22 protein-coding genes are annotated in these 25621 nt (G+C 70.8%); 6 read left to right on the plus strand and 16 right to left on the minus strand.

Going from position 1 to position 25621, the window contains the following annotated elements; all coding sequences use genetic code 11:
- Positions 1-4 precede the first annotated feature (4 nt).
- From ACYVLT_RS36795 to ACYVLT_RS36805, 3 genes are all read right to left on the minus strand, one after another.
- Positions 5-991, minus strand: a complete 987-nt coding sequence (locus ACYVLT_RS36795) for a zinc-binding dehydrogenase (RefSeq protein ID WP_461124783.1) — start codon at positions 989-991, stop codon at positions 5-7.
- Between the two features lies 1 nt (position 992).
- Entirely contained in the window at positions 993-1562 is a 570-nt protein-coding gene (locus ACYVLT_RS36800) for an NADPH-dependent FMN reductase (RefSeq protein ID WP_461124784.1), read from the minus strand.
- 176 nt (positions 1563-1738) lie between these two features.
- Entirely contained in the window at positions 1739-3949 is a 2211-nt protein-coding gene (locus tag ACYVLT_RS36805; RefSeq protein WP_461124785.1) for a terpene synthase family protein, read from the minus strand.
- A 234-nt stretch (positions 3950-4183) separates the two neighbouring features.
- Here ACYVLT_RS36805 and ACYVLT_RS36810 point away from each other — a divergent pair, with 234 nt between their 5' ends.
- The gene (locus ACYVLT_RS36810) at positions 4184-4639 is read left to right on the plus strand and encodes an SRPBCC family protein (protein ID WP_461124786.1); all 456 of its coding nucleotides are present in this window, start codon (positions 4184-4186) and stop codon (positions 4637-4639) included.
- Here the strand turns inward: ACYVLT_RS36810 and ACYVLT_RS36815 are convergent.
- The gene (locus ACYVLT_RS36815) at positions 4632-6305 is read right to left on the minus strand and encodes a DUF262 domain-containing protein (protein WP_461124787.1); all 1674 of its coding nucleotides are present in this window, start codon (positions 6303-6305) and stop codon (positions 4632-4634) included. The genes ACYVLT_RS36810 and ACYVLT_RS36815 overlap by 8 nt on opposite strands.
- A 172-nt stretch (positions 6306-6477) precedes the next feature.
- Here ACYVLT_RS36815 and ACYVLT_RS36820 point away from each other — a divergent pair, with 172 nt between their 5' ends.
- Genes ACYVLT_RS36820 through ACYVLT_RS36830 form a run of 3 tightly spaced genes read left to right on the plus strand, consistent with a single transcriptional unit; the run spans position 6478 to position 10326 of the window.
- The gene (locus tag ACYVLT_RS36820; RefSeq protein ID WP_461124788.1) at positions 6478-7296 is read left to right on the plus strand and encodes an ABC transporter ATP-binding protein; all 819 of its coding nucleotides are present in this window, start codon (positions 6478-6480) and stop codon (positions 7294-7296) included.
- A 34-nt stretch (positions 7297-7330) separates the two neighbouring features.
- Positions 7331-8296, plus strand: coding sequence for an ABC transporter substrate-binding protein (locus ACYVLT_RS36825; protein ID WP_461124789.1), 966 nt, complete (start codon positions 7331-7333; stop codon positions 8294-8296).
- Positions 8296-10326: an iron ABC transporter permease gene (locus ACYVLT_RS36830; RefSeq protein WP_461124790.1), complete on the plus strand. Its 2031-nt coding sequence runs from the start codon at positions 8296-8298 to the stop codon at positions 10324-10326. The genes ACYVLT_RS36825 and ACYVLT_RS36830 overlap by 1 nt, the downstream gene beginning before the upstream one ends.
- A gap of 55 nt (positions 10327-10381) precedes the next feature.
- Here ACYVLT_RS36830 and ACYVLT_RS36835 read toward each other — a convergent pair whose 3' ends face one another.
- The 11 genes from ACYVLT_RS36835 to ACYVLT_RS36885 all read right to left on the minus strand — a co-directional run bounded on the left by ACYVLT_RS36835 (position 10382) and on the right by ACYVLT_RS36885 (position 22191).
- Positions 10382-11575: an IS701 family transposase gene (locus ACYVLT_RS36835; RefSeq protein ID WP_461124791.1), complete on the minus strand. Its 1194-nt coding sequence runs from the start codon at positions 11573-11575 to the stop codon at positions 10382-10384.
- 572 nt (positions 11576-12147) lie between these two features.
- Positions 12148-12465, minus strand: coding sequence for an STAS domain-containing protein (locus ACYVLT_RS36840; protein WP_360466000.1), 318 nt, complete (start codon positions 12463-12465; stop codon positions 12148-12150).
- Positions 12462-14492 carry a glycogen debranching protein gene (locus ACYVLT_RS36845; RefSeq protein WP_461124792.1) on the minus strand — a complete coding sequence of 677 codons (2031 nt, stop codon included), beginning with the start codon at positions 14490-14492 and terminating at the stop codon, positions 12462-12464. The genes ACYVLT_RS36840 and ACYVLT_RS36845 overlap by 4 nt, the downstream gene beginning before the upstream one ends.
- Positions 14489-16309 (minus strand): AGE family epimerase/isomerase, encoded by a 1821-nt coding sequence (locus tag ACYVLT_RS36850; RefSeq protein WP_461124793.1) that lies wholly within the window; start codon positions 16307-16309, stop codon positions 14489-14491. The genes ACYVLT_RS36845 and ACYVLT_RS36850 overlap by 4 nt, the downstream gene beginning before the upstream one ends.
- Positions 16299-16919, minus strand: coding sequence for a DJ-1/PfpI family protein (locus ACYVLT_RS36855; RefSeq protein ID WP_461124794.1), 621 nt, complete (start codon positions 16917-16919; stop codon positions 16299-16301). The genes ACYVLT_RS36850 and ACYVLT_RS36855 overlap by 11 nt, the downstream gene beginning before the upstream one ends.
- A 128-nt stretch (positions 16920-17047) precedes the next feature.
- Positions 17048-17530: a hypothetical protein gene (locus tag ACYVLT_RS36860; protein ID WP_461124795.1), complete on the minus strand. Its 483-nt coding sequence runs from the start codon at positions 17528-17530 to the stop codon at positions 17048-17050.
- A gap of 17 nt (positions 17531-17547) precedes the next feature.
- Positions 17548-19167: a thiamine pyrophosphate-binding protein gene (locus tag ACYVLT_RS36865; RefSeq protein WP_461124796.1), complete on the minus strand. Its 1620-nt coding sequence runs from the start codon at positions 19165-19167 to the stop codon at positions 17548-17550.
- 29 nt (positions 19168-19196) lie between these two features.
- Positions 19197-20024: a type 1 glutamine amidotransferase domain-containing protein gene (locus tag ACYVLT_RS36870; RefSeq protein ID WP_461124797.1), complete on the minus strand. Its 828-nt coding sequence runs from the start codon at positions 20022-20024 to the stop codon at positions 19197-19199.
- Positions 20025-20123: 99 nt separating this feature from the next.
- Positions 20124-20825, minus strand: coding sequence for an EthD domain-containing protein (locus tag ACYVLT_RS36875; RefSeq protein ID WP_461124798.1), 702 nt, complete (start codon positions 20823-20825; stop codon positions 20124-20126).
- Positions 20822-21148, minus strand: coding sequence for a muconolactone Delta-isomerase family protein (locus ACYVLT_RS36880; RefSeq protein ID WP_461124799.1), 327 nt, complete (start codon positions 21146-21148; stop codon positions 20822-20824). Before ACYVLT_RS36880 ends, ACYVLT_RS36875 begins: the two co-directional genes overlap by 4 nt.
- Positions 21149-21156: 8 nt before the next feature.
- Entirely contained in the window at positions 21157-22191 is a 1035-nt protein-coding gene (locus ACYVLT_RS36885) for an ankyrin repeat domain-containing protein (RefSeq protein WP_461124800.1), read from the minus strand.
- A 227-nt stretch (positions 22192-22418) separates the two neighbouring features.
- Between ACYVLT_RS36885 and ACYVLT_RS36890 the strand changes: the two genes are divergently transcribed.
- Entirely contained in the window at positions 22419-23426 is a 1008-nt protein-coding gene (locus ACYVLT_RS36890) for a mycofactocin-coupled SDR family oxidoreductase (RefSeq protein WP_461124801.1), read from the plus strand.
- A 242-nt stretch (positions 23427-23668) separates the two neighbouring features.
- Here the strand turns inward: ACYVLT_RS36890 and ACYVLT_RS36895 are convergent, their stop codons facing one another.
- A complete protein-coding gene (locus ACYVLT_RS36895) occupies positions 23669-24583 on the minus strand; it encodes a LysR family transcriptional regulator (RefSeq protein WP_461124802.1) in 915 nt (304 codons plus the stop codon).
- 125 nt (positions 24584-24708) lie between these two features.
- Here ACYVLT_RS36895 and ACYVLT_RS36900 point away from each other — a divergent pair, with 125 nt between their 5' ends.
- Positions 24709-25590, plus strand: coding sequence for an oxidoreductase (locus ACYVLT_RS36900; protein ID WP_461124803.1), 882 nt, complete (start codon positions 24709-24711; stop codon positions 25588-25590).
- Positions 25591-25621: the final 31 nt, after the last annotated feature.

Genomic DNA, 25621 nt, shown 5'->3' on the forward strand with positions numbered 1-25621 from the left:
GACCCTAGCCGGCGTCCGGGACCAGGACGACCTTGCCGATCGTGTGCCTGCTCTCCATCGCCTCATGTGCCCGCGCCGCCTCGGACAGCGGGAACACCTGCACGAACGGCGTCAGCCGGTGCGCCGCCGCCTCGGCCAGCGCCCGCGCCTCCAACGCCCGCAGCCCACCCGAGCGCTTCACCACGTGCGGCCCGACGGCGACCGTCGCGGTCAGGCAGCGCTCGAACAGGTCGGCCGAGGACAGGCTCACCAGCTCACCCGACGACGTCCCGAACATCACCAGCCGACCGCCCGGCGCGAGCAGGTCCACCGCACCCCGGCCCAGCACGCCACCGACGCCGTCCAGCACCACCGTCACCTCCCGTCCACCGAGTCGGGCCACCACGTCCTCCCGCCACCCGTCCCGCCGGTAGTCGACGGCGATCGCCGCACCCGCCCGCGACACCGCCCGCCGCTTGGCCTCGCACCCGGCCAACCCCACCACCAACGCCCCCGCCCGCGACGCACCCTGCACCAACATCGTGCCGACACCACCGGCCGCCGCCGTCACGACCACCACGTCGTCCGGGGCCGGCGCCGCCGCGTCCAGCACGCCCAACGCGGTGCTGCCGGTGCAGATCATCGCCACCGCGGCCGTGAAGCCGAGCCCGTCCGGGACGACGTGCAGCGCGCCGACCTCCCGCACCGCCAGCTCGGCGTACCCCCCGCGGGCCAGGCCCAGCTGCGTGACCACCCGCTCCCCCAGCCACGCCGGGTCCACCTCGGCGCCGACCGCGTCGACCACCCCCGCGACCTCGCTGCCCGGCGTGATCGGCAGGTCCGGCAACGGCGCCCACCCCGCACGGCCGCGCCGGATCACCGCGTCCACCAGGTGCACGCCCGCCGCGCGCACCGCGATCCGCACCTGGCCGGGGCCCGGCTCCGGGTCCTCGACCTCGGCACCGCGCAACCGGTCGGCGGAGCCGAACTCGTGCAGGCGGACGGCGCGCACGTCAGGCCCCGTAAGGCCGCTTGGCGCGGGCCTCCTTCAGCGCCGTGCCCCACCAGACCAGCTGGTCGAGCACGGTCGTCGCGGCCTTGTCCACCTCGTCGGCCTCGACCGGGTTGCCCTCCTCGTCGAACCGCGACCACGCGCCGTGGAAGCTGACCGTGTCCCGCACGGTGACCGCGTGCAACTCGGCGAAGACCTGTCGCAACTGCTCGACCGCCCGCAACCCGCCGCCGACGCCCCCGTAGGAGACGAAACCGACCGGCTTGGCCTGCCACTCGGTGAAGTGCCAGTCGATGGCGCTCTTCAACGGGGCCGGGAAGCTGTGGTTGTACTCGGGCGTGATGACGACGAACGCGTCGGCGTCGCGGAGGCGCGGTGAGACGAGCGCGACCTCCGGCGCGGGCTCCTCGCCGAAGGCGTGCAGCCGGTCGGGCAGGTCCAGGTCGTCGAGGTCGAGCACGTCCACGCTCAGGTCGTCGCGCTGCTTGGCGCGGTCGGCGAACCAGTTCGCGACGACCGGCGCGAACCGGCCCTTCCGGGTGCTGCCGACGATGATCGCTACCTTGATCACGGGTGTCCCTCCCCCTCGGTTGGTCGACACCGACGCTACGAGCGAGAGGGGCAGCCCGGAATCTGTCACCTGACTGTGTTGGATTGCCGCTGCTCCGCAGACGGCGGGCGAGGTCGCGGCTTCGGGGTGGCGGCCGGTGGCGGCGAGGGTGTTGCCGGGTCCAGGTCAGTCGAAGGTCACCCGTTGTTCACCAGGATGCGGGTCGAGGCCGTGCCCAGCCCCGTCGGCCCCCGCAGCACGTGCGGCGTGACCGGGACCTCGCGGCCGCCGAAGTGCTTGGCCAGGTCGGCGTCGTGGTAGCGCACCACCTTCCGGTGCCAGTGGAGGATGCCGGACAACCAGGAGCGCAACTCGCCGACGTAGACGTCGAGCGCCTTGCGCGTCCGCCGGTCGAGCCGGAACTCCTCGTACAACGACGGCAGCTCGACCGCCACCGAGTGCTGGAACTGCTTCAACCGCGCGTTCGCCAGGTCGGTCGCGACGTCCCACGCCCGATCCAGGTCCACGTCGAGGAAGTTGCGCACCACGAGCACCAGGTTGTGCACCTCGCCCTCGAACTGGATCTCCTTGCGGTACGAGAAGAGGTCGTTGAGGATGGTGGCGTAGTCCGACGCCGAGTTCTCGATGTTGCGGATGGTGCGGGTCCGGTAGAGCTCGTCGGGCACCAGCCGGCCGTGGCCCAACCGGGTCAGGCTCATGGTCAGGTCCGAGCCGAACGTGCGGCGGCGCATCTCCACGTAGTCGACCGGGTCGGGGACGCGGTTCTCGTGCTGGTTCTTCAGCTCCCACACCCAGCTGTCGAGCATCAGCTCCACCGCGCGCCGCAGCTGCACCCGGTTGTCCTGCGGCATCGGGGCCGCGGTGCGCTGCCAGACGTCGGCGAGGCCACGTTCCAGCGGGGTCACCGGTGTGGGTGACGCCCCGTCGAGTGGCATCATCTGCTTGAGCCGCTCGGTGGTGGCCTTCGCGGCGCTCAGGTCCGACGTCCGACCGAACACGAACGGGTAGTAGTCGTCGCCGTAGGTGCCCCAGGTCAGCCACAGGGCGTTGATCTCCAGCTCCTTCGCCGTGGCGTCCGGCGCGATGCCCGCCGAGCACAGCGCGAGGTCGATGTCGCGCAGCCTGCCCTCGGTCCACACGTTCGGCACGTCGTCGAAGATGCCCATCTCGCGCGCCCAGGCGACGCTCTTCTCCCGGGCGTCGTGGTGGTGCCGGCTCAGGCGCAGCTCGAACGGCATGTCGAGGGCGGGCTCCGGCCTCGGCGGGACCTCCTCGAACGGCACGTGGCCGTAGCTGCGCAGGCGTTGCGGCGCGGTGGCGACGAGCGCGCGGGCGGCGCTGGTGCCGATGCCCGTCGGGCCGCCGAGCACCGGGTTCGCGGTGACCGCGCCCTCGTTCATGTAGCGGCTGGAGCGGGCGTGCCACTCGTGGCCGCCGGACTGCCAGTCCTGGAGGCCCTTCACGTACGCCAGCACGGCCAGCCGGCCCGTCGCGTCCACGAGGTGCTCGTCCAGCAGCGGCGGCACCTCGGTGACGGCGGTGTGCTCGAACTGGTGCAGGCGGGAGGTGAGCAGGTCGTTGACCGCCTCGGCGGCCTCCTGGGTGCCGATGTCGAGGAACTTCTCCAGCACCAGCACGCCGTTGCTCAGCTCGCCCTCGTCCAGCACCTCGCGCTCGTAGGAGAACAGGTCGTTGCGCAGGTGCACGGCGTCGGCGAACGTGTCGCGCAGGACGCCCATCGGGCGGGTGAGGGCGATCCGGGCGGGCACCTCCAGGCCGGTGACGTGCTCGACCAGGTTCGCCGACCACGGCGCGCCGCCCACCTTGCGGCGCATCTCGATGTACTCGATCGGGTTGGACAGCCTGCCCTCGGAGATGTTGAGCAGCTCCCACATGGACTCGTCCAGCAGGTGCTTGGTGTTGTCGGCGAACCGGCGGCGCCAGTCGGCCGAGTGCGACCCGACGGTGCGCGTCCACAGGTCGGCCAGGCCCTTCTCGACCGGGTTCGTCGGCTCGTCCGTGATCGGGCCCTCGACCGGCATGAACAGCGGCAGCCGGTCGAGGTAGGCCTTGGCGCCCGCGACGTCCGGGTTGCGCTTGTACAGCTCCACGAAGTGGTCGTCGAAGTAGAAGACCCACACGTACCAGTCGGTGACGAGGTCCAGGTCGTCGGGCGAGGCGTCCGGGTGGGTGTAGGCGCAGAGCAGGGCGTAGTCGTGCGAGTCCAGGTCCCGTTCGGTCCAGATGACGGTGCCGTGCTGCGGCACGTCGATCATGTCCATCCCGTACGCCCACGCCTTCGTGTGGGTCCGCGCGCGCTCCAGGTTCGGGTTCAGCCGGGCCGGGTAGGGCATGTAGAAGTCCGGCAACTGGAACGGCTGCGCCATCGGCTCGTACCTCTCGTCGTGACCTGGACCCGGTGTACGCAACCAGGGCCGGGGCGCGGCGGCCAAGGGCTGCCGGGGGTGATCCACACGTTCGTGCGGCAGGTCCAACCGACCGGCTCAACGTGTGCTGCTTTGGGTGGTCGTCGCCGGATGACGACTGGGCCGGTGCGGGGGTCCTACCCGACCGGTCCCGGCGAGCGGTGGAACCGGCGCGGAGGCGGCACACTGGACCACGTGCCCCGCCTGGAGCCGTTCGACGTGGATTTCTTCGACTCGGCACCGCAGCTCCACCGCCACGTGCTGGAGCTACCGGTGTCACCCGAACGTGTGTGGCGTGGCCTGACCGCCTCGAACCCGCTGTGGTGGTGCCGCCTGCTGTCCTCCGTGGAGTACACGTCCCCGCGACCGTTCGGGGTGGGCACCACGAGGACCGCGGCGGTGCTGGGCGTGCTGCGGCTGCGCGAGCACTTCATCCGCTGGGAGGAGGGGCGGCGGCAGTCGTTCCTGGTCGACCAGGCGAACCTGCCGGTGTTCCGCCGGTTCGGGGAGGACTACCTGGTGGAGCGGGCGGACGACGGCTGCCGGCTCACCTGGACGTTCGCCTACGAGCCCGCGGTCAAGGCGGGCGGCCGGGTCAACGCGGTGGTGTTCAACTCGTTGGTCGCCGACACGAAGCGGCACTTCAGTTGACGGACAGGTCCCAGTGCGCGGCGAGGGTGCCGATCAACCGCTCCTGCCGGGCGCTGAGCACGTCCGGCGTCCAGGCCTCCACCCGCAACACCTCCGTCGTCAGCGCGTAGCTCGGCGCCTTGCCGCCGGCGAGGTACTTGTCCCTCTTCTTGACGAAGTCGAGGTTGCCCGCCGCGGCGTTCTTGGTGCGGCTGAGCAGCACCAGGTTGGCGAGCCGCTGGGTCCAGTGGTCCCGATCCGATTCGGTGAAGACCTCGCGCCACTCGCTGTCCGCCGGTGGGTTCTGCGGCAGCACGTGCTCCACCGTGACGATCCTGACGTCCTGCACGACGGGCGGGTCCGAGACCAGTTCGTTCAGCCGCAGGAGGACGTACTTCCGCACGATGGCGCTCCGGTAGACGTCGCCGCCCAACCTGAGTGCGAGCTGCGCTCTCTCGGCAGGGTCGAGGTCGAGAGCGGACGACCCCAGGCCCTTCCCGTCCTGCAACTCCTGGAGGAGTCTGGCGATCCGCTGACCGCGTTCCTGGGCGTTGCAGCGGGTGACCAACATCCACGCGCCGAGGCGGTCCAGCCGGCGCAGGAACTCGACCAGCCAGGGACCGTCGTTGCGGTGTGTCTTCAGAGCCCAGAGGGCAGGCGCCTGCCAGTCGAAGTTGTCGAGCATGTGCAGCCGCCGGAGCCAGTCGTTGACCTCGGTGGCCTGCGACAACGACTGGTGGTCGCGGGTGAGGATGTCCCGGTAGGCCGAACCGTAGGGTTCCAGCACGTCGTCGACGAACAGCGCGGCTCCGCCCGCGTCGAGGAATCGCTTGAGCACGTGGTCGCCGAACTCGGTGAGCAGTTGCTGCCGCGCCCGGTACTTCAGGAACACCATGCGGATGTGCGAGAACAGGTCGGCGAACGCCTCGCGGCCGAGGTCGGCCTCCAAGTCCTCCCACTTCTCGGCGTAACGCGCTTTGTCCTGATCGGGCAGTGCCCCGATGACCCCGGACTTGAAGATGTCGGCGGGCGAGAGCTCCACCCCGCGCGAGTTCATCACCGAGAAGATGCGGTAGGCGCTGGTCAGGTCGGAGGTGGAGACCATGACCAGGAACGTCCGCTGGACCACGGCCTTGGCCAGCGCCAGGCGTTCCGCAGGGTTCCAACGGTTCAATCCGTCACGCAGCGCGCGGGCGTTCGCGGCGATACGGGCTTGCGCGTCGTTGGGGTACTTGGCGTCCGGGTGGAGCATGTCCATCCCGCCACGGGCCTGTACGTGCTTGCGGAAGAACTCCTCGTCCCTCGGGCGCAGGCGCAACCGGGGCCGGGAGTCCAGGTCCAGGATGGTGTTGCCGGGTTCCCAGATGAGCGTGTCCAGGTTGTCGGCGTCACGCGGGTCCTCGGTCAGCTCGCGCAGCACCGAGAGCAGGATGGTCAACGTGGTCAGTCGCTGCTGGCCGTCGATGACCTCGGAACGCGGGTCGTCCTGGCGCTTGACGAGCACCACGGACCCGAGGAAGTACGGGTCCTCGGGATCCCGGTCGACCGCCTCCGCCAGGTCGGCCAGCAGCTGCGTCGCCTGCGCGGGCTCCCAGGTGTAGGGGCGCTGGTAGTCCGGGACGACGAACTCGTAGTCGCTGGAGAACACCTTGGCGAGCGGTACCTCGTGGGCTTCGAGCTTCTTCACTGACCGACCCCATCCTGCGCGCGTGACAGCGGGGTTGTCGGGCGGCGTGACGACACCGTTACGAATGCATCGGTTGCCGATGGAGATCATGCTCCGCGTTACCGAATCGTCCGATTAGTGCAGTAGATCACGCCCATCTGGGTGAGTCATGGGATTAGGTTAGGCTCCCCTCATGTCTAAGGGAGACGCGCTGCTCGCCGGGGAGGAACTGGTCCTCGCGCACCACGACCGCGCGGTGGTGCACGGTGTCTCGCTGGGACTGCGCGCGGGCACCGTGACGGCGCTCGTCGGACCCAACGGGTCCGGCAAGTCGACCGTCCTGAGGTCCCTGGCGCGGCTGCACCGGCCGCGCGAGGGGCAGGTGCGGATGGGCGAGCGGTCGGTCTGGGGGCACTCCCCGTTGTCCGGCAAGGAGTTCGCCCGCAACGTCACCCTGCTCACCCAGCAGCGGCCCACGCCGTCGGGTGTGTCGGTGCGCGACGTGGTCTCCTACGGCCGGTACCCGTACCGCACCGGGTGGCGCGGCGTGGACCCGGAGGGGAGCGCGGCCGTCGAGCGAGCCATGGCGCTGACCGGTGTCGAGCCGATGGCCGACCGGGGCGTGGACGAGTTGTCCGGCGGCGAGTTGCAGCGCGTCTGGCTCGCGTCGTGCCTGGCGCAGCAGACCTCCGTGCTGCTCCTGGACGAGCCCACCAACCACCTCGACCTGCGCTACCAGGTCGAGGTCCTCGACGTGGTGCGCGACCTGGCGAACGACCACGACGTGGCGGTCGGCGTCGTGCTCCACGACCTCGACCACGCGGCGATCGTCGCGGACGAGGTCGTGCTGCTGTCCGAGGGTCGGGTCGTCGCGGCCGGCGGGGTCCGCGAGGTCCTGACCGGCGAGCACCTCACCCACGCCTACGGGGTCGCGGTGCACGTCGCCGACGACCCGGTGACCGGCGCGATCCACTGCCGCCCCCTCGGCAGGCACACGCCCCGACCGGTCTGAGTCCTTCCCCCTTCACCCCTGAGAGGTTCCAGCGATGCGCTTGCTTGCCCCTGCCCTCGTCACGGCGGCCGTGCTGCTGTCGGCGTGCGGCACGACCGAGACGCCCACGTCCACGCCCACCGAGTCCGCCGGAGGTCCGGTCACCGTGACCGACGCCCGCGGCAAGGAGGTCAAGCTCGACTCGCCCGCCAAGAAGGTCGTCGCGCTGGAGTGGGGCGAGACCGAGATCCTCGCCTCGCTGGGCGTCATGCCGGTGGGGGTCGCGGACGCCGCGGGCTACAAGACCTGGGACTCGGTCGCGCCGCTCGCCGCGGACGTGAAGGACGTCGGCAAGCGCAACGAGCCCAGCGTCGACTCGATCGTCGCGCTCGACCCCGACCTGGTGATCATGGCCGAGGGTCGCGACACCACGCTCGCCGGCCAGCTGGAGAAGTACGTGCCGGTGGTCGTCACCAAGTCCAGCGACGCCTCCCGGAACTTCGACCGGCTGCGCGAGGACGTGAAGATCATCGCCAAGGCGGTCGGCAAGTCCGGCGCGGGCGACGAGCTGCTGTCCGGGATGGACGCCGCGCTGGCCGACGGCAAGAAGGCGGTCGAGGCCAAGGGCGCGGCCGGCACGCCGTTCGTCATGGCCGACGGCTGGCTGGAGGGCAGCACGGTCAACATCCGCCCGTTCGGCAAGGGCTCGCTGGTCTCCGACACCGCCGAGGCGGTCGGCCTGAAGAACGCCTGGACCGGTGAGGTCGACGCGCAGTGGGGCCTGGGCGCCACCGACGTCGAGGGCCTGACCGCGCTCACCGACCCGAAGACCGTGCTGTTCTACAGCGCGTCCGAGGACGACGTGTTCACCACCGGTCTCGCGCAGAACCCGGTGTGGCAGCGGCTGCCGTTCGTGACCTCGAAGAAGGTCTTCAAGCTCGAACCGGGCACCTGGACGTTCGGCGGGCCGAAGTCGGTCATCCGGGTCGCCGAGCAGTTCGTGAAGGCCATCACCGCCTGATGCGCACCGCCGTCGTGACGGCGGGGATCGTGGCGCTGATCGCCGTGCTCTCCGCCGTCCACCTCACCCAGGGCACCGCGTCGACCGGTGTGCTCGACGTGCTCAACGCACTGGTGGGCAACGGGGACGCGCAGACCCTCGCCGTGCTGGAGGGTTCGCGCGTGCCGCGCCTGCTGGCCGCGTTGCTGCTCGGCGTCGCGCTCGGCGTGGCCGGCGCGGGCATGCAGTCGGTGGCGCGCAACCCGTTGGCGTCACCGGACACGCTCGCCGTCAACGCGGGCTCGCACCTGGCCGTGGTCGCGATCGCGGCGTTCGGGCTGAGCGTGCCCACGTTGGTCGGCGGCGCGGTGGCGTTCGTCGGCGGTCTCGCCGCGTCGGTCGTCGTGCTGGGGCTGTCCGGCGGCGGTTCGACCAGCCCCCGGCTGGTGCTCGTCGGCTCGGCGGTCATGTTGACGTTGCAGTCGGCGACCATCCTGCTGCTGCTGATGTACGAGCAGGAGACGACGGGGCTGTTCGCGTGGGGTTCCGGGTCGCTGACGGTGAGCGACCTGGACGCGACCGCCCAGATGGCGCCGGTCGTGGCGGTCGCGGTGGCGGCGCTGGTCGTCATGGGGCGGTCGCTGGACATCCTGGCGCTGGGTGACGACAACGCGACCGTGCTGGGGTTGAAGGTGCGGCGGACGCGCGTGGGCGCGGTGCTGCTGACCGTGGCGCTGACGGCGGCCGCGGTGACGGTCGCCGGTCCGGTCGGGTTCGTCGGGCTCAGCGCGCCGGTGATCACCCGGCTGTTGACGCCGTTGGTGCCCGGCCTGGGCGGGCACCGCACGTTGCTGCCGGTCTCCGGGCTGGTCGGCGTGGTGATCGTGCTCGGCGCGGACGTGCTGCTGCGGGCCGCCATGGGGTCGGCCGCGGCGGTGCGGGTGCCGACGGGTGTGATGACGACGATCCTGGGCGCGGTCGTGCTGATCTGGCTGGCCCGGCGGGGGCGGTCCGGCGGGACGCCGCGGCAGGCGCCGGCCGGGCGGGTCGGCGTGGCCGGGTCGTCGCGTCGGCTCGTGGTGACGTCGGTGGTGCTGGGTGCGCTGCTGGTCGCCGCGCCGACCGCGGGGCTGATGCTCGGTGACCGGTTGGTGCTGCTGGGCGACCTGGTGAACTGGTTCGCGGGGCGGACGGGCACCGCGTTGACGTTCGTGGTGGACCAGCGGGTGCCGCGGGTGCTGGCCGCGTTGGCCGCGGGTGCGGCGCTGGCGGTGGCCGGGTGCGGCATCCAGTCGGTGAGCCGCAACCCGTTGGCGGAGCCCGGTCTGCTGGGCATCACGGCGGGTGCGGGGTTGGGCGCGATCACGTTGATCACGGCCGTGCCGCTGGCCGGCGCGTGGCACATCGCCGGTGCCGCCGGTGTGGGTGCGATGGTGGCGTTCGCGCTGGTCTACGGGCTGGCGTGGCGCTCGGGGCTGGACTCGGACCGGCTGGTGGTCATCGGCATCGCGATGTGGTCGGCCGGGATGGCGCTGATCACGCTGCTGATCGTGACGTCGGACCCGTGGAACACGGCGAAGGCGTTGACCTGGATGTCCGGCTCGACCTACGGGCGGACGCTGGAGCAGGTGGCGCCGACGGCGCTCGCGCTGGTGCTGCTGACGCCGCTGCTGTGGGCCCGGCACCGCGAACTCGACCTGCATAGCCTGGACGAGGACACGCCGCGCGTGCTGGGGATGCGGGTGGAGCGGTCGCGGCTGGTGATCCTGCTGGCGGCGGGCGTGCTGGCGGCCACGGCCGTGTCGGCGATCGGTGTCGTGGCGTTCGTCGGGTTGGTCGCGCCGCACCTGGCCCGGTCGTTGGTCGGCGGGCGGCACGCGCGGGTGCTGCCGGTCGCGGCGGCGGTGGGCGCGGTGCTGGTGAGCGCGGCGGACACGGTGGGCCGGACGGTGATCTCGCCCGCGCAGGTCCCGGCCGGGCTGGTGATCGCGTTGATCGGCACGCCGTACTTCGTGCTGGTGCTGTGGCGGACGCGCGAGATGCGCACCTGACCGCGCCCGAGCCGACGCGCACACCTCGCCGTTGAGGCATGCGCGTCGGTGCGGCTCAGGACGGCTGGCGCACGCGTTGGCCCGACATGGTGCTGCGCTTGGCGAACGTGTACGCCGCCGACACGAGCGTCATGTGGTGGTGCCAGCCCCGGTACGACCGGCCCTCGAAGTCGAGCAGCCCGAAGTGGGCCCTCAACTCCTGCAGGTCGGCCGCGGTGCGCTCGACCATCGCCCCCTGCGAGATGACCTCCGCCGCGCGGATGTCGGTGCGGTTGGTCAACCAGAGCCTCGTCCGGCCACCCTGCCGCGACGTGCCGACGAGTTGCAGCGGCGGGCCACCGCGACGGCCCGGCGCGGACGGCAGCCGCACCGGCATCGACACGGCCTGCGTTGCCCGGTGTCTGCCGTCGACGCCGGCCGCCCAGGTGACGACCTGCCGGTGCGTGATGTCCGCACCGCGCAACAGGTCCCGCGCCCGCACCAGGTTCGGTCCGCGTTGCGGGCCGTAGCCCGTCCGGACGGCCGCGAGGTGCGGCCCGGGGACCACTTGGAGCCCGTCCGGCACCTCGAAGACGAAGTCCGCCCCCATCTCGGCGAGCCGCGTCATCAGCTGACACCCTCCCGCGGTGTGCCTCAGGTCACCCACCACCGGTGCGCTGGAGATGCCCCACTCGCCGACCTCCTCGACCATGTCGAGCGCGTACTGCCACTCCGCCTGCGCCCGCACCGAGGGCGGGATGTAGGCCCGCTCCCGCCGGCGGTCGTCGTCCGTCCAGCGCCGCGTCAACTGGATCCGCCAGTCCACCGGAATGCTCGCCAACTCCCCAGCCAGGAAAAGTCCGGTGCCGATCTGGCAGTTGATCGCCCGACCCTCGCTCGGCACGAACCTGCGTTCTACGCCGACCGAGTGGTCACCACGTTTCGGAATAGTCGTGTCGGCAATTACCCAAGCCCTCGGCCGGAGCAGTACGTCGACTTCCTCGGCAATTCGGGACCGCACCCCACGCCAGTCCCACGGGCTCTGATTGATGAATTGTTGTAAAGATTGCGAAACCGGTAATTCAAGTACCTCCTCGGCAATTCTGCGGACCGACTTGCGACCGTGTCCAAGCAACAGCCCACGCAGATAAACTTCAGCCCATCGCCGCTGGTCAGAGCGTGGCAGCGAGCTGAACTTGTCCTGCGCGAAGTGTGTCACCTCATCATTCTTGGCCAGCGAAAGAGCAGTGCGAAGACTGTCTTCGACCACCGTAGACCCCCGAAACTGTCACATACCGTACTCATTCGATACTCCATATGGCCAACGTGCCCGGCAAGCACTGCTCGCCCAAGTCGGCACGATCTCGTGAGGTCGAACGCGGGCCCTATCAGCAAATAGTTCCGCACCGCTTCGACCATGATCACCCTCCGTAGAGGGCGATATTGTGAGGGTTGCGCGACCCCGGTATCGGCGCCCGCGTCAACAGGAAAAAGACAGGATCGGCGAGTGTCCCGCCGACGCCCGCCGATCACGCTGGGTGATCAGTCTGTACGCCCACTCAGGTGACCTCACCTTCGTACATCCGGGCGCAAATCGGTCACCACTTGCTATACGGAGCGTAACCTTGTTGACACCGCAAGCTCCATGCCCGTCGGCTGGGACACGTCGACAGGAATCGTCCTCGTCGGTTCACTTCAGGATTGATTCAGACCACCGGACGCGCCGGTATTACCGATCGCGGTAAACGGCCGGGGCACCACCGGCACACGGGGGTGGGGTTCCGCCGACGCGTCCGGGGGCCTTTGTGAACAATTTCCCAAGCGGCCCTCAGACCATTTCGGTCAAGCCGCTCGTTCGGCGATGGTGACCGCCTGGTCGAACCCCGCCAACCGGATGATCTCGACCACCTCCGGCCGCGCGCCCACGACGATGATCGCCGCCGACGGCGGCAACTGCTGCTGGGCGAACGCCAGGCAGCGCACCCCCGCCGAGGACATGGCCGCCAACCCGGTCAGGTCGAGCACCAGCCGGTCCAGCGGCCGCCCCGCCGCCTGCTCCACCAGCGACCGGAACACCGGCGCGGTGTCCGCGTCCAGCTCACCGGTCAGGTAGACGGTGCCGGTGCGGCCGTTGAACCCCAGGTACGCCTCGAAGCTCACCGCTGTCCTCCCTCACTCACGGGTCGCGCCTCCAGCACGACCACGGACTTGCCACCGACCACGAGCCCACCGGTCACGAGCCGGTCCGGTCCGACCGGGACGCGCTCACCGCGTTCGGCGCGCTCCGCGCCACCGCCGGTGTCCGCGAACACGTGCCACGCCGTGCCCTCGGGCGCGGGAGGCGGCACGACCGGCGCCGCGGCCAGGTCGGTGTTCGCCACCACGAACACCGTGTCCACGCCCTCCTCGTGCAGCAGCATCGCCACCAGCCGGGACTCGGCCGACCAGTCCGGCTCCCACGGCCGCGCGCCGTGCCAGCTCACCGGCGGGTACTGCCACCCGTCCGGCCGGTCGCCGCCCGGGTGCGCGGCACGCCGCAGCACGGGGTGCCGGGCGCGGAACGCGGTCAGCTCCCGCACGAACGCCACGAGGTCCCGGTTGCGCTCCGCCAGCTCCCAGTCGACCCACGTGAGGTCGTTGTCCTGGCAGTAGGCGTTGTTGTTGCCGCGCTGGGTGCGCCCGAACTCGTCGCCCCCGAGCAGCATCGGCACGCCGTTGCTCACCATCAGCAACGTGAGCGCGTTGCGCGTCTGCCGGTCCCGCAGCGCCAGCACGTCCGGGTCCGAGGTCGGGCCCTCCCAGCCGCAGTTCCAGCTCTCGTTGGCGTCGTGGCCGTCCCGGTTGTCCTCGCCGTTGGCCTCGTTGTGCTTGTGGTCGTACGACACGAGGTCGGCGAGCGTGAACCCGTCGTGGCAGGTCACGAAGTTGACCGACGCCCCGGTGCCGCGCCCGCCGTAGAGGTCGGGCGAGCCGATGAGCCGGCCGGCCAACTCGCCCGCGCTGCCGGGCCGGGCCACCAGGAACCGGCGCAGTGCGTCGCGGTACCGCCCGTTCCACTCCATCCACCGGCCGTAGGACGGGAACGAGCCGACCTGGTACAGGCCGCCCGCGTCCCACGCCTCGGCGATCAGCTTCCGGTCGGCCAGCACCGGGTCGTGCGCCAACGCCTCCAGCAGCGGCGGGTTCGGCAGCGGCCCGCCGTCCGTGCCGCGGGACAGGATCGACGCCAGGTCGAACCGGAACCCGTCCACCCGGTACTCCACGGCCCAGTGCCGCAGGCTCTCCAGGATGAACTCGCGCACCACGGGGTGGTTGCAGTTCAGCGTGTTCCCGGTGCCGCTGAAGTTGTAGTAGTCGCCGTCCGGGGTGAGCAGGTAGTACGTGGCGTTGTCCAGGCCCCGGAACGACTGCGTCGGCCCGCGGTGGTCGCCCTCGCCGGTGTGGTTGAACACCACGTCGAGCACCACCTCGATGCCCGCCGCGTGCAGGTCGCGCACCAGCTCCTTGAACTCGTGCGGCGTGCCGTAGGACGCCTTGGGCGCGAAGAACCCCACCGGGTGGTAGCCCCACGTGTTCAGCCGCTCCGGCGCGCCCTCGACGTCGGTCTCGTCGAACTCGAAGACCGGCATCAGCTCCACGCAGTTCACGCCGAGCGAGCGCAGGTGCGGGATCTTCTCCCGCAGCCCGGCGAACGTGCCGGGCGCGGCCACCCCGGACGAGTCGTGCCGGGTGTAGCCGCGCACGTGCAGCTCGTAGACCACCAGGTCCTCGACGGGCACGCGCGGCGGGCGGGTGCCACCCCAGTCGAAGTCGGCCGGCGGCACGGCCCGCGCCCGGTACCGGGGACGCCGCCCCCACACCTCTCCCCCGGCCAGCTGCCGGGCGTGCGGGTCGAGCAGCAACGCGTCCGAACCGTCCGTCCGGTACGCGTAGTGCACCAGCTCCGGGTCCAGGCCGAGGACGGTCATCGTCCACACGTCGCCGACCCGGTACTCCTCCGGGAACGGCAGCTCGGCCAGCACGTCACCGCGTTCCGGGTCCAGCAGCACCAACGACATCCGGCGCGCCGTGCTGGACCCGACCGCGAACGCGATGCCCTCGGGCGTCACGGTCGAGCCGAGCGGCAACGGCCGGGCGGGCGCGACGCGGAAGCCGTCCACCCAGCGTTCGGCGGTGACGGCCGTCATGCGTCCTCCACCGGTACCAGGCGTGCCCGCACGGTCGACGCCGAGGCGCTGTCGGGCAGGCGGACCGTCATCGCCGAGGCGTCGAAGTCGGCGTACGGCCGATCGTCGACGAACACCTGGTCCAGCCGCACCCGGCCGGCAGGCAGGACGTCCGGTGCCACGCGGAGCAGGCGGTCCGGGAAGTCGGCGTCCGGCCGGGGCTTGAACCACAGGTCGAGCGGCTCGCGGCGGACCAGCAGTCCACTGTAGACGGTTGCCAGGTAGCACAGCTCCGCCGAGTGGTACATGGACATGGAGTGGCTGCCCTTGAGGCGTTCGGTGCCCATCAGGTACGGGATGCCGTTGTTGAGCACGTTGAAGTAGACGCCGCCCTCGTCGTGGTCGAGGAAGAACGCGTTGTAGAACGCGGCCGCCTCCCGGCCGTGCGCCAGGAACTCCGGGTCACCGCGGTGACCGGCCAGCACCAGGTAGGCCAGGATCGCCTGCTCCTGCTGCCACCACGCCTTGCGGTCGTGCCAGACGAAGTCGTGCGGCGGCTGCCGCTGCACCAGGTCGTACCAGCCGCCGCGCTGCGGGTCGCGGCCGACGGCGGGCATCGCGCGGGCCAGGGTGTCGGCCATCCGCGCGTAGTCGTACTTGGCGCGGGCGGCGTTCATCCGGGTCAGGTTCCAGGCGATCTTCAGGTTGTGCCCGACCACCGCCCGGTCCTGCTGCCAGCCCCACGAGCGGTCCGGCGTCCAGTCGGCGTGGAAGCGCTCCTGCACGAACGGGGTGCCGCGGTCGGGGAAGTGCGACACGATCATGTCGAAGGTGTGCTCCAACATGTCCAGGTGCCGCTGGTCGCCGGTGGCCAGGTACAGGTTGAACAGGTACGCGGGTGCGTGGTCGCCCACCGAGTTCCAGTTCTTCCGCGACCGGTTCGGGCCGAGCGACGGGTGGTGCGGGCTCAGGTCGACCGGGTCGATGTGCGAGTAGTAGCCGCCGCGCGCCGGGTCGGCGAAGAACCGCTCGAACAGCCGCATGGTGCCGTCGATGTCGGCCTTGAGCGCCGGGTCGCCGGTGAGCCGGTAGTTCTGCACCAGGCCCGCCAGGGCGTAGATCTGCTCGTAGGCGGGGATCGCGTGGTAGTCGTCGTCGAACTCCGAGGTGAACAGCTTGCGCTCGCGCCCGCCGTCCACGTCGATGCCGTGGTACCAGTAGGTGACGTCCTGGTCGGTGTCCACGAACCGCATGTGGTCGCGCAGGTACCGCGAGCCGCGGTCGGCGACGGTGAGGAAGTCCTCGTCGCCGGTCAGCATGTACGCCGACGCCATGCCGTAGACCAGGCGCGAGACGGTGTCGGTCTCCTGGACGTGCCGCCCGCCCTTGTCGCCGCCCAGCCGGATCTCGGTGCGGTAGTCGGCGTAGTCGACCTCGCCCGTGCCGAACTGCGCCCGCCGGTAGAACCGGGCCAGCTCGCGGAGCTGGTCGACCCACCAGCCGGGCCGCTCGAACACGTGGTCCTCGGTGTCGTCGCCGACCAGGAACAGCTGGGTCGCCTGGTAGCGCGGGCCGTCCGGACCCGCCGGGTAGACCGGGCCGTGCGCGAACACGAGCCGGCCCGGCGCCAGCAGCGCGGCGAGGGAGCCGGTGACGTCCCGGTACGGCTCGCCGAGGTTGCGGACGACCTGGGCGGACGTCGTGTCGGTCAGGTGCAGCACGACCCCGCGGCCGTCCAGCGTGCGGAGCCGGAGCGTGCCCGCCTGGTAGGACTCGACCCGGCCCGCGGTGGTGTCGGAGAACGAGTACGGGAGCGCGGCCGCCTGCTCAGCGCCCACCGTTACCCCTCGCGACCAGCATCTCGATCACGGTGCGGGCCAGCAGGTTGCACTGCTCCACGGTGCGCGACGTGACCAGGTCGCCGTCCACCACGACGTCGCGCCCGGTGTAGACCGCGCCCATGTTGCGCACGTCGCCGACCAGGTTGTTGTGGCACGTCACCGGCCGGTCGCGGACCAGCTCGGGCACGGCCGACAGCAGCAGCAGGCCGTGGCAGGAGAACGCCTTGATCAGGTTCGGCAGCCGGAACGCGCGCCGCATCACCTCGATCGCGGGCGCGGGCCGCTGCACGTTGTCGGTGTAGCGCAACCGGTCCGCGACCATGCCCGAGGGCACGATGAGCGCGGAGAACCGGGACAGCTCGTCGTAGTCCAGCGCCTCCAGGTCGCCGGTCACCTCGATCGGGGCGCGCTGCTCGTGCCCGGTGAAGGTGAGCGAGTCGTTGCCCCACAACCGGGTCAGCAGCTCGACCTCGGCGCCCTCCTCGGCGAACCGCATCCGGTAGTAGGCGATCTCCTCCTCGACGTAGTCGCTCTCCATCAGGATGCCGATGCGCCTGCCCTGGAGCCTGCCGGTGATGTCCGGGGCATCGGTGGTGGTCTGGGTCATGTCCTTGCCTTCTCTCCAGAAGTGTGGGTTGGTGGCGGCCCGGTCCGGCGGGTTCGCCGACCCGCCGGACCGGGCCGCGGAGGCCACCGGTTCGTCCCCGCGGCGATCCGGTGGCGGGGATCGACGCGCTACGCCGCGGCGCTCTCGTGAGCGGACTCGGTCGCGCGCGGTGCGGCGGATCCCGGCATGGGGGTCGAGCCCCCGACGGTGCAGGTGCGGATCTTCGGGCGGCCGTCGCACAGCACGACCGACCACGTCTGCGTGGTGGTGAGGCCGATCCACGCGCTGTTCGGCGCGGGCGGCGTCCACATCCGGGACTGCCAGTTCACCCGGAGCGAGACCTCGGCGTGCAGCGGCGACGTGGCCGCCACCGTCATGTCGAGCACCTCGCGCACCTCGTCGAAGTAGGTGTTGACGTTCTCGCCGTACCAGGACCTGAAGTCGTCGTGGCCGCGCACCGTGCGCTCCGGCAGGTGCATCACCAGACCGGCCTGCGCCAACAGTCCCAGCAGCACCTCGACGTCTTCGTGCCGGTCGAGTGCGGCGAACCAGTCCCGCACCAGGCCGAGGACGGCCGCCTCGGTGAGCTGGTCACCGGTTCCCCCTGTCATTGCTCGCGCCTCCCGCTTCAGTCGATGACCAGGTCGATGAGGTAGGGGCCGTCGTGCGCCAACATGGCCTCCACGGCGGTGTCCACCTCGTACAACTTCTCCACCCGGCGGGCCGGGACGCCCAGCCCCTCGGCCAGCTGCGTGAACCCGATCTCCGGCTTGGACAGGTCGAAGGCCGCCGGGTAGGCGTGCGGCGAGATCCCCTGCTCCCGCCAGTACTGCTCGATGTTCAGGTCGAGCAGGTGGTAGCGGCGGTTGTTGCAGATGACGAACTTCGCGCCGATGCCGTACTTGGCCGCCGTCCACAGCGCCTGGAACGTGTACATCGAGCCGCCGTCGCCGGTGAACGCCACCACCGGCAGCTCCGGCCTGGCCAGCTTGATGCCCAGCGCACCGGGGATGCCGACGCCGAGCGAACCGCCGCGGGTCTGGAAGAACCGGCCGGGTTCGCGCGGCGGCAGGTGCTTGGCCAACGGGCCCGACGCGGTCAGCGCCTCGTCGAACACCACCAGGTCCTCCGGCGCGCGACCGGCCAGCCGCCGCACGAACCGGTCCAGCACCGTGTCCTCCTGCAACGACGGCTCCGGGTGGACCGGACGGCCGCGCGGCGCCTCCGGCGGCGTGCCGGTGACGGGGCGCTGGCGGTTGATCTCCTTGCCCAGTGCGGCGAGGGTGAGCTTCGGGTCGGCCACGACGCCCACCGTCACCGGGTGGTTCTTCGCGATCTCGTAGCTGTCGAGGTCGATGTGGACGATCTTCGCGTCGGGCTTGAACGGGTTCTCCAAGGACGGGAAGACCTCGGGGAACACGTACGTGCCGACGATCAGCACCGAATCGGCCTCGGCGACCACGCGGGCGCTGTCCGCGCCGAACATGTGGCCGAGCTGACCGCCGTAGAGCCGGTGCGTGGCGTCGAAGTTGAACTCCGAGGAGTTCACCCCCCACACCCGCGCGTCCAGCGCCTCGGCGACCGCGGTCAGCTCGCGCTGCGCCCCGCTGGTGGCGACGCCGTCGCCCATCAGCACCAACCGGCGTTCACCGGCCAGCAGCGTGGTGGCGGCCTCCGCCACCAGCGAGGTCTCCGGGAGCACCCGGGTGTTCGGGATCGGGGTCGGGAACGCCGGTTCGGTGGTGATCTCGTCCAGCACGTCGGCCGGCACCACCACCAGCACCGGACCGCGCGGCGGCGTCATCGCGATCTTGACCGCCCGGCGCAGCACCCGCAGCGTGGACGACGGGTCGACGACCCGCGTCGCGTACTTCGTCACCGGCTCCGCCATGGCGACCAGGTCGGCCGCCATCTGCCCGTCCATCGCGTCGTAGCGGATGCCCGCCTCGCCGACCACCACGACGAGCGGCGAACCGCCCCGCTTGGCCTGGTAGAGCATCCCGATCCCGTTGCCGAGCCCGACCCCGCTGTGCAGCTGGACCAGGGCCGGTCGCTGGGCGGCCCGCGCGTAACCGTCCGCCATGCCCACCGCGACGCCCTCGTGCAGCGCCAGCAGGTACTCGACGTCGAACTCGCCACCCGCGTCCAGGAACCCCTGCTCGACGGTCCCCGGGTTGCCGAACATGTACTCGATGCCGTCGGCCGCGAACTGCTCGAAGATGGCGACCTTTCCTGGCCTGCCGTTCATGCCTTGTCCTCTCCTCTCCGGGCCGTGCCCTACCAGCCGTACCGGCGCAGGCCGTCTTCCAACGTCCGCACGAGGAGCTCGCCCGCCAGGATCGAGTCGGGCGTGGAGCGGGCCGTGATGAACGGGTAGTCGACGATGACCGAGGTCTCCTTGCCGACGTTGCCGTGGAAGCGGCCGACCGGGCCGGTGGCGTCCCGGAGGATGTACTCCAGCGGGTACGGCGGCGGGCCCATGTTGAACTCGACGCCGATGAAGCCGGTGCCGTCCTTGTAGTCGTACTCCTTCGGGTGGCCGGTCACGTGCTTGTTCTGGATGATGCTCTCGCGCGTCTCCAGGTCACGCGCGAAAGCCAGCACCGCGACGCCGTAGCACTCCGCGAGAATGGGCTTGTCGGCGTTCACGAAACCGAGCACCAATTCGTGCAGGCGCTCGTTGTTCGCCATGTCGACGATCGGGCCGGAGCCACCGACGAGGACCAGGGCGTCGAAGCTGCCGACCAGGTCGGCGACCGCGCCGTCGAGCCTGCGGTGGTACTCCTCCACCTCGCGGAGGTGGTTGACCGCGCTGTAGTAGGGCCGCTCGGGGATGAGGTCGGCCAGGCTCAGCGGGTTGTCCAGCCGCGGTGAAGCGTCCAGCTCACGGGCACGACGCGCCATGTCGGGCGTGGTGACCGAGCGACCCAGCGGCGGGTCGAGGTACTCGGGGTCCAGGCTCGGCGGCAGGGCCTGCGGCCGCTTGCCGTTCGCGGTGAGGAAGGTGGTGCGGTAGCCGGCGGCGTCGAACGCCTCGACCGGGCCGACCAGTTCCTCGCCCCAGTAGCCGAATTCGGAAAGGACGACCAGCACGCGCTTGGTCATGGTTCTCCTTAGGAAGGTATTTGCGAGGTCTTGCGATATTCATCCAACCGGTGGTGCCGGTGGTTGGACAAGAAATGCCCGACGATATCCGGGACTTGCCTAGGTGATGTTTTCCGACGGCCCGAGGATCCAGTTCTCGCGGACCGCCAGGGTGTGCACGTACCGGGGTTCGGTGAACGTGGCGAGGTCGGCCATGGCGCGCTGGAACTCGGGGGTGCGCAGGGCGTTGCGCAGGGCCGCCGCGTCGTCGAACCACAGCTGGTAGGCGCAGTCCAAGGTGGCCTCGCCGATGCCGTAGGCGCCGTCACGGGTGTGGTTCTGGTAGTAGCGGCGCAGGCCGGGCACCTTGGCCATCAGCGACGCGTGCGCGTCCCTGCTGTACTGGCGGAACTCGGTGAGGGGCATCCCCTCCTTGCGCTTGACCAGCACGAAGAGCTTGGTGCCCGGGGCGTCGGCGCGCTGCGGCGGCCCGGGGACCACCACGTGCGCGTCGGTGTCGAGCACGAGCGTGCGCCAGAACGCGGCCCAGCGCGGCTCGTCCAGGCGGGCGCCCTCCAGGAACTCCGGCGTCTGCAACGACGCCAGCTGCTCCTCCTCGTTGGCCAGCCAGATCTCGGCCACGCCCGACCACAGCGGTTCGGGCTCGTCCAGCGCGAGCTCCACCCTGGTGTCCACGGCGTACTGGCGGATCTGCGGGATGCGGCTCGCGTACCGGACCGCGTGCTCCTCCACCCAGTAGCGGTGGAACTCCTGCTCGCTCATGCCGGGCCGGGGGTACGCGAAGATCAGCTGGTGGATCATCGGCCGGTCTCCGCCTCGGTAGGGCGGTAGCGGTTGGCCACGTCCTCCGCGAAACCGAGGTAGTCGCGCAGCGGCCAGATCTCCTCGAACTCGATGTACTCGCGCATCGGGAGGCGGAACACCGAGCGGTCCAGCTCCTCGGCGGACTCGGCGTCCACCACGGCGATGACCCGCTTCTGGCCCGCCACCTTCCACAGGCCGATGCAGTAGCCGGAGTTCAGCGTCTCCTCGGCGTGGCGGGTTTCCTCCTCCTCGATCTCCCACAGCTCGTCGAGGCTGATGCGCCCCTCGTGGTTCCACTTCATCTGGCAGTAGAACAGCATGGTTCCCCTTATGCGTTGCGGATGGTGTCGGTGAGGTCGTGGTCGGGGCCGAAGACGTCCACCGCCATCTCCAACGGCGTCTTGCCGTCGTGCCCGACCAGGTCCAGCCGCGCGCCGGCGCGGACGAGGATGCGCGAGCACTCCTCGAAGCCGTGCCAGAGCGCGTCGTGCAGCGGCGTGTAACCGTTGGTGGAGCCCTGGAAGTCGATGTCCACGGCGGAGTTGTCCACCAGGATCTGGGTGATGTCGGCGTGTCCGTTGTAGACGGCCTTGTGCAGCGGCACCGCGCCGAACGTCGGCTCGGTGGCGTTGACGTCGGCGCCCGCCGCGATGAGCGCGCGGACGATCTCGGTGTGGCCGTCGCGGGCCGCGACCAGCAGCGGGGTGTGCAGGTCGTTGAAGCCGTTGAGCACGGGGAAGCGCGCGTCGACCTCGGCGCCGTTGGCCAGCAGCACCTGCACCGCGATCAGGTCTCCGGCGGCGGTGGCCGCCATCAGCTTCTGCCTCTCGACCGCGCGTTCGTCGGCCTCGATGCGCCGCTTCAGCAACGCCTCCGCGGCCAGCAGCTTCTCCCGGCCCAGCGTGTTGACGTTGATCGCGTACTCGAAGTGGTCGCGCATCGAGAACCCGTAGTGCGTGGACAGGTTCAGGCCCGCGTTGCGGTCGAGCAGGTAGCCGACGATGTCGGGTCGCTTGTACCAGAACGCGTCCAGCAGCGGGGTGTGGCCGGTGGTCGTCGCGACCGCGTCCACGAACGCGCCCGCCTCCACCAGCACCCGCACGGTCTCCAGGTCGCCACCCTGCACCGCCTTGTGCAGCGCGGTGCCGCCGGCGGCGCTGTCGGTGGTGTAGACGTCGGCGCCCGCGTCGATGAGCAGCCGCACCAGGTCGGCGTTCCCCTTGCCCGCGGCGATCATCAGCGGCGTGAGGCCGTCCGCGCCGCGCGAGTTGAGGTCGACCCCGTTGCGCAGCAGGCCGCGGACCTCGTGCACGTCGTCGCGGCGGACCGCGTTGAGCAGCAGCGTGCGCACCGCGTCACTCATGGATTCTCTCCTTGGCTGGGTGTCTGGGCACGGCCGATCTCCTTGGTGGACAAGGGATTCGGTGGCGACGTGCCCGGGAACGAGCTCCAGTCAACTCGGCCGCGTCCATGATCGACAAGGTCGGCCGGACGATTAGGCGGACTTGACCGGGTGCACGAGGGCTATTACCAAACGGCATCGTCGCGGGTCTTGGACACCGCACGGGCGGGCTCACCACGATCGAGGCCATGACCGATGAGCAGCCCGAATTCGACGGGCAGGGTATCGACCGGCCGGGTGCCGACCGGCGCGGCGACGGCCGGGGTGCGGTGAGCAGGCGGGCGCTGTTGGCGGGCGCGGGCGCGGCGGCCGGGGTAGCGGCAGGCGTGGTCGGCGCGGGCGCGGCACAGGCCCAGCCGGGCGCCGAGCGCGCGGGTGAACTGCGCGGGCAGGTCGCCCTGGTCACCGGCGCGGCGCGGGGCATCGGCCGGGCCACGTGCCTGGCGCTGGCCCGGGCGGGCGCGGACGTGGTGGCGCTCGACATCGCCGCACCCCGCGCGATACGGCTCGACTACCCGCTGGGCAGCGAGGACGAGCTGAACGAGACCGTGCGCGCGGTCCGGTCGGTCGGCCGGCGCGCGGTGGCGGTGAAGGCGGACGTGCGGGATGCCGCACGCATGCAGGAGGTGGCCCGGCAGGCGGTGCGCGACTTCGGCCGGCTCGACATCGCGGTCGCCAACGCGGGCATCAACACCTACGCGCCGATGGCCGACATGTCGCCGCAGCAGTTCGCCGACGTCATCGACGTCAACCTGGTCGGGGTGGCGAACACCATGCGCGCGGTCATCCCGCACCTGGTGGCGCGCAAGAGCGGGTCGATCATCGTGGTGTCGTCCAGCGAGGGCCGCCACGGCGCGCCGCAACTCCCCCACTACCAGGCCGCGAAGTGGGGCGTGATCGGCCTGGTCAAGGGTGTCGCGACGGAGGTCGGGCCGGTGGGCGTGCGGGTCAGCGGCGTCGCGCCGACCGGTGTGCGCACGCCGATGGTGCTCAACGAGGCCACCTACCGGTGGGCGGGCGGCACCACCGTCGAGGACCTGGAGAAGGCCCTGCGCGGGTACAACACGCAGCCGGTGGGGTTGATCGAGCCGGAGGACGTGGCCGACTCGATCGCGTTCCTCGCCTCACCGCGGGCCAGGTACGTCTCCGGCACCGTGCTCGACGTGACGGCGGGCGCGAGCACGCGCTGGAACTGAGTTGAATTGCCCCTGCTCCGCAGATGGCGGGCTCGGTCGCCTGGAAGTCGACCGTTCGCGCCCTGATTTCCCGACGATCGAAAAGCGTGATCGTCGGGAAATGAGGACGCGAACGGTCGACGCGACCTCGCAGGGGGGGTGGCTGGGTGAGGGGTGGCTGGGTGGGAGTGGCTGGGTGAGGGGTGGCTGGGGTCAGGGCGTGGGGGTGGGACGGGCGAGGGATGTCGCGGCGGTAGGTCGGGTCAGTCCTCGGGCGAGTTCGGGGGTTGGGGCAGGTCGGAGACTTCGCGGACGACCGCGGCGAAGTCGGCGACCAGGGGGTGGGTGCTGGTGGCGGGCCAGGCGAAGGCGATGCGCAGCGGTGCGACGTCGGTGATCGGTCGCCACACCAGGTCGGGACGGGCGTAGTAGGCGGCCATCGAGCTCGGGCCGATGCAGATGGCGGCGCCGGCGGCGACGTGCTCCAGCATCTCCTCGACGTTGTCGTTCTCCGGTCCCCACACCGGTTCCGAGCCGTCGGGGCGCGGGTTGACCGCCCACCAGTCCACCCAGTACTTGGGCGCCTTGCGCGTCCACATCACCGGCTCGTCGGCCAGGTCCATGATGCCCACGCTCTCGCGCTCGGCGAGCCGGTGCTTGCGCGCGAGCCCGACCATGCGCTCCTCGACGGCGACGATCTCGGTGTGGAAACCGGTGGTGTCCGCGGGCAGCCAGAGGAACGCGATGTCGACCAGGCCGTCCCGCAGCGCCGCCGCCTCACCGCCCCAGTCGAACCGCTTGGGCTCGATCGTCACGTCCGGGTGACGTGCGGCGAACGTGGTGCGGGCCCTGGTGGTCAGCGGACCGGCGCCGGTGGCCTCGAAGCCGATGCGCAGCACCCTCGACTCCGCCGCCGCGATGCCGCGCGCGGTGCGTTGGGCGGTCTGCCAGTCGGCGATCAGGTCGCGCGCCACCGGTAACAGCGCCTCGCCGGCGTTGGTGAGGCGCACCTCCCGGCTGGTGCGTTCGAACAGCGGCACCTTGAGGTCGGCTTCGAGCTGGCGGATCTGCCTGCTCAACGCGGGCTGGGACACGAACAGCCGTTCCGCGGCCCTGGTGAAGCTCAGGTGCTCGGCGACCGCGACGAAATAGCGCAGGACGCGGGTGTCTACGTCCATGGTGGAGCCCCCTCGGATAGCGATCTATGCCGTGAGCGTATGGGCAAGGGTCTTGGACTCGGCGTGAAGTCCCGGTGTCTTCTGTACGGGCAGGGCGAACACCGGACCACTGGAGAGGAGGACCCTTGAGCGACAACCGAGTACCCGCCGCCACCGGCTCCGCGCTGGCGCGAGTGTGGTTCATCACCGGCACCTCTTCGGGTCTGGGCCGGGCGCTGGCGGAGAACGCGTTGGCGCACGGCGACACCGTTGTGGCCACGGCGCGCAACGTCGAGTCACTCGCTTCGCTCACCGCGCTGGCACCGGATCGGGTGACACCGCTGCGGCTCGACGTCACGGATCGTGCGGAGATCGCGCACGCGGTCCAGGACGCCATCACCTGGCACGGGCAGGTCGACGTGCTGGTGAACAACGCCGGGCACGGCTTCATCGGCGCGGCGGAGGAGACGCCCGACGCCGAGCTGCGGGCGCTGATGGACGTGCACCTGCACGGGCCGGTGGCGTTGACCAAGGCGGTGCTGCCGCACATGCGGGCCAGGCGGACCGGGGCGATCGTGCAGATGTCCAGCATGGGCGGTCAGGTCGTGTGGCCCGGGTTCTCCGCCTACTGCGCGGCGAAGTACGCGCTGGAGGGGTGGTCCGAGGGGTTGGCGGTCGAGGTGGCCGCGTTCGGGGTCAAGGTGCTGATCCCGGAGCCCGGAGCCTTCCGCACGGCGTTCGCGGGGAACGCCCTGCGGATCGGCACGCCGATCCCTGAGTACGCGGAAGTGATGGACCCGATCCGCAAGCTGGTGCGCGAGATGGACGGCACCCAGCCGGGTGACCCGGCCAAGGCGGCGCAGGCGATCCGCGACGCGCTGGACGCCGAGCGGACGCCGTTGCGGCTGGTGCTCGGCAACGACGCCGTGGACGCGATCGGCGACCGGCTCGACACCGTTCGGGCCGAGCTCGACCAGTGGCGCGCGGTCGGCCGTGCGACCGACATCGAAGAACCGACCGGGAACTGAGAGAACCACCGACATGCCGGCACGCCCGCCG

This window comes from Saccharothrix stipae, assembly GCF_054781895.1.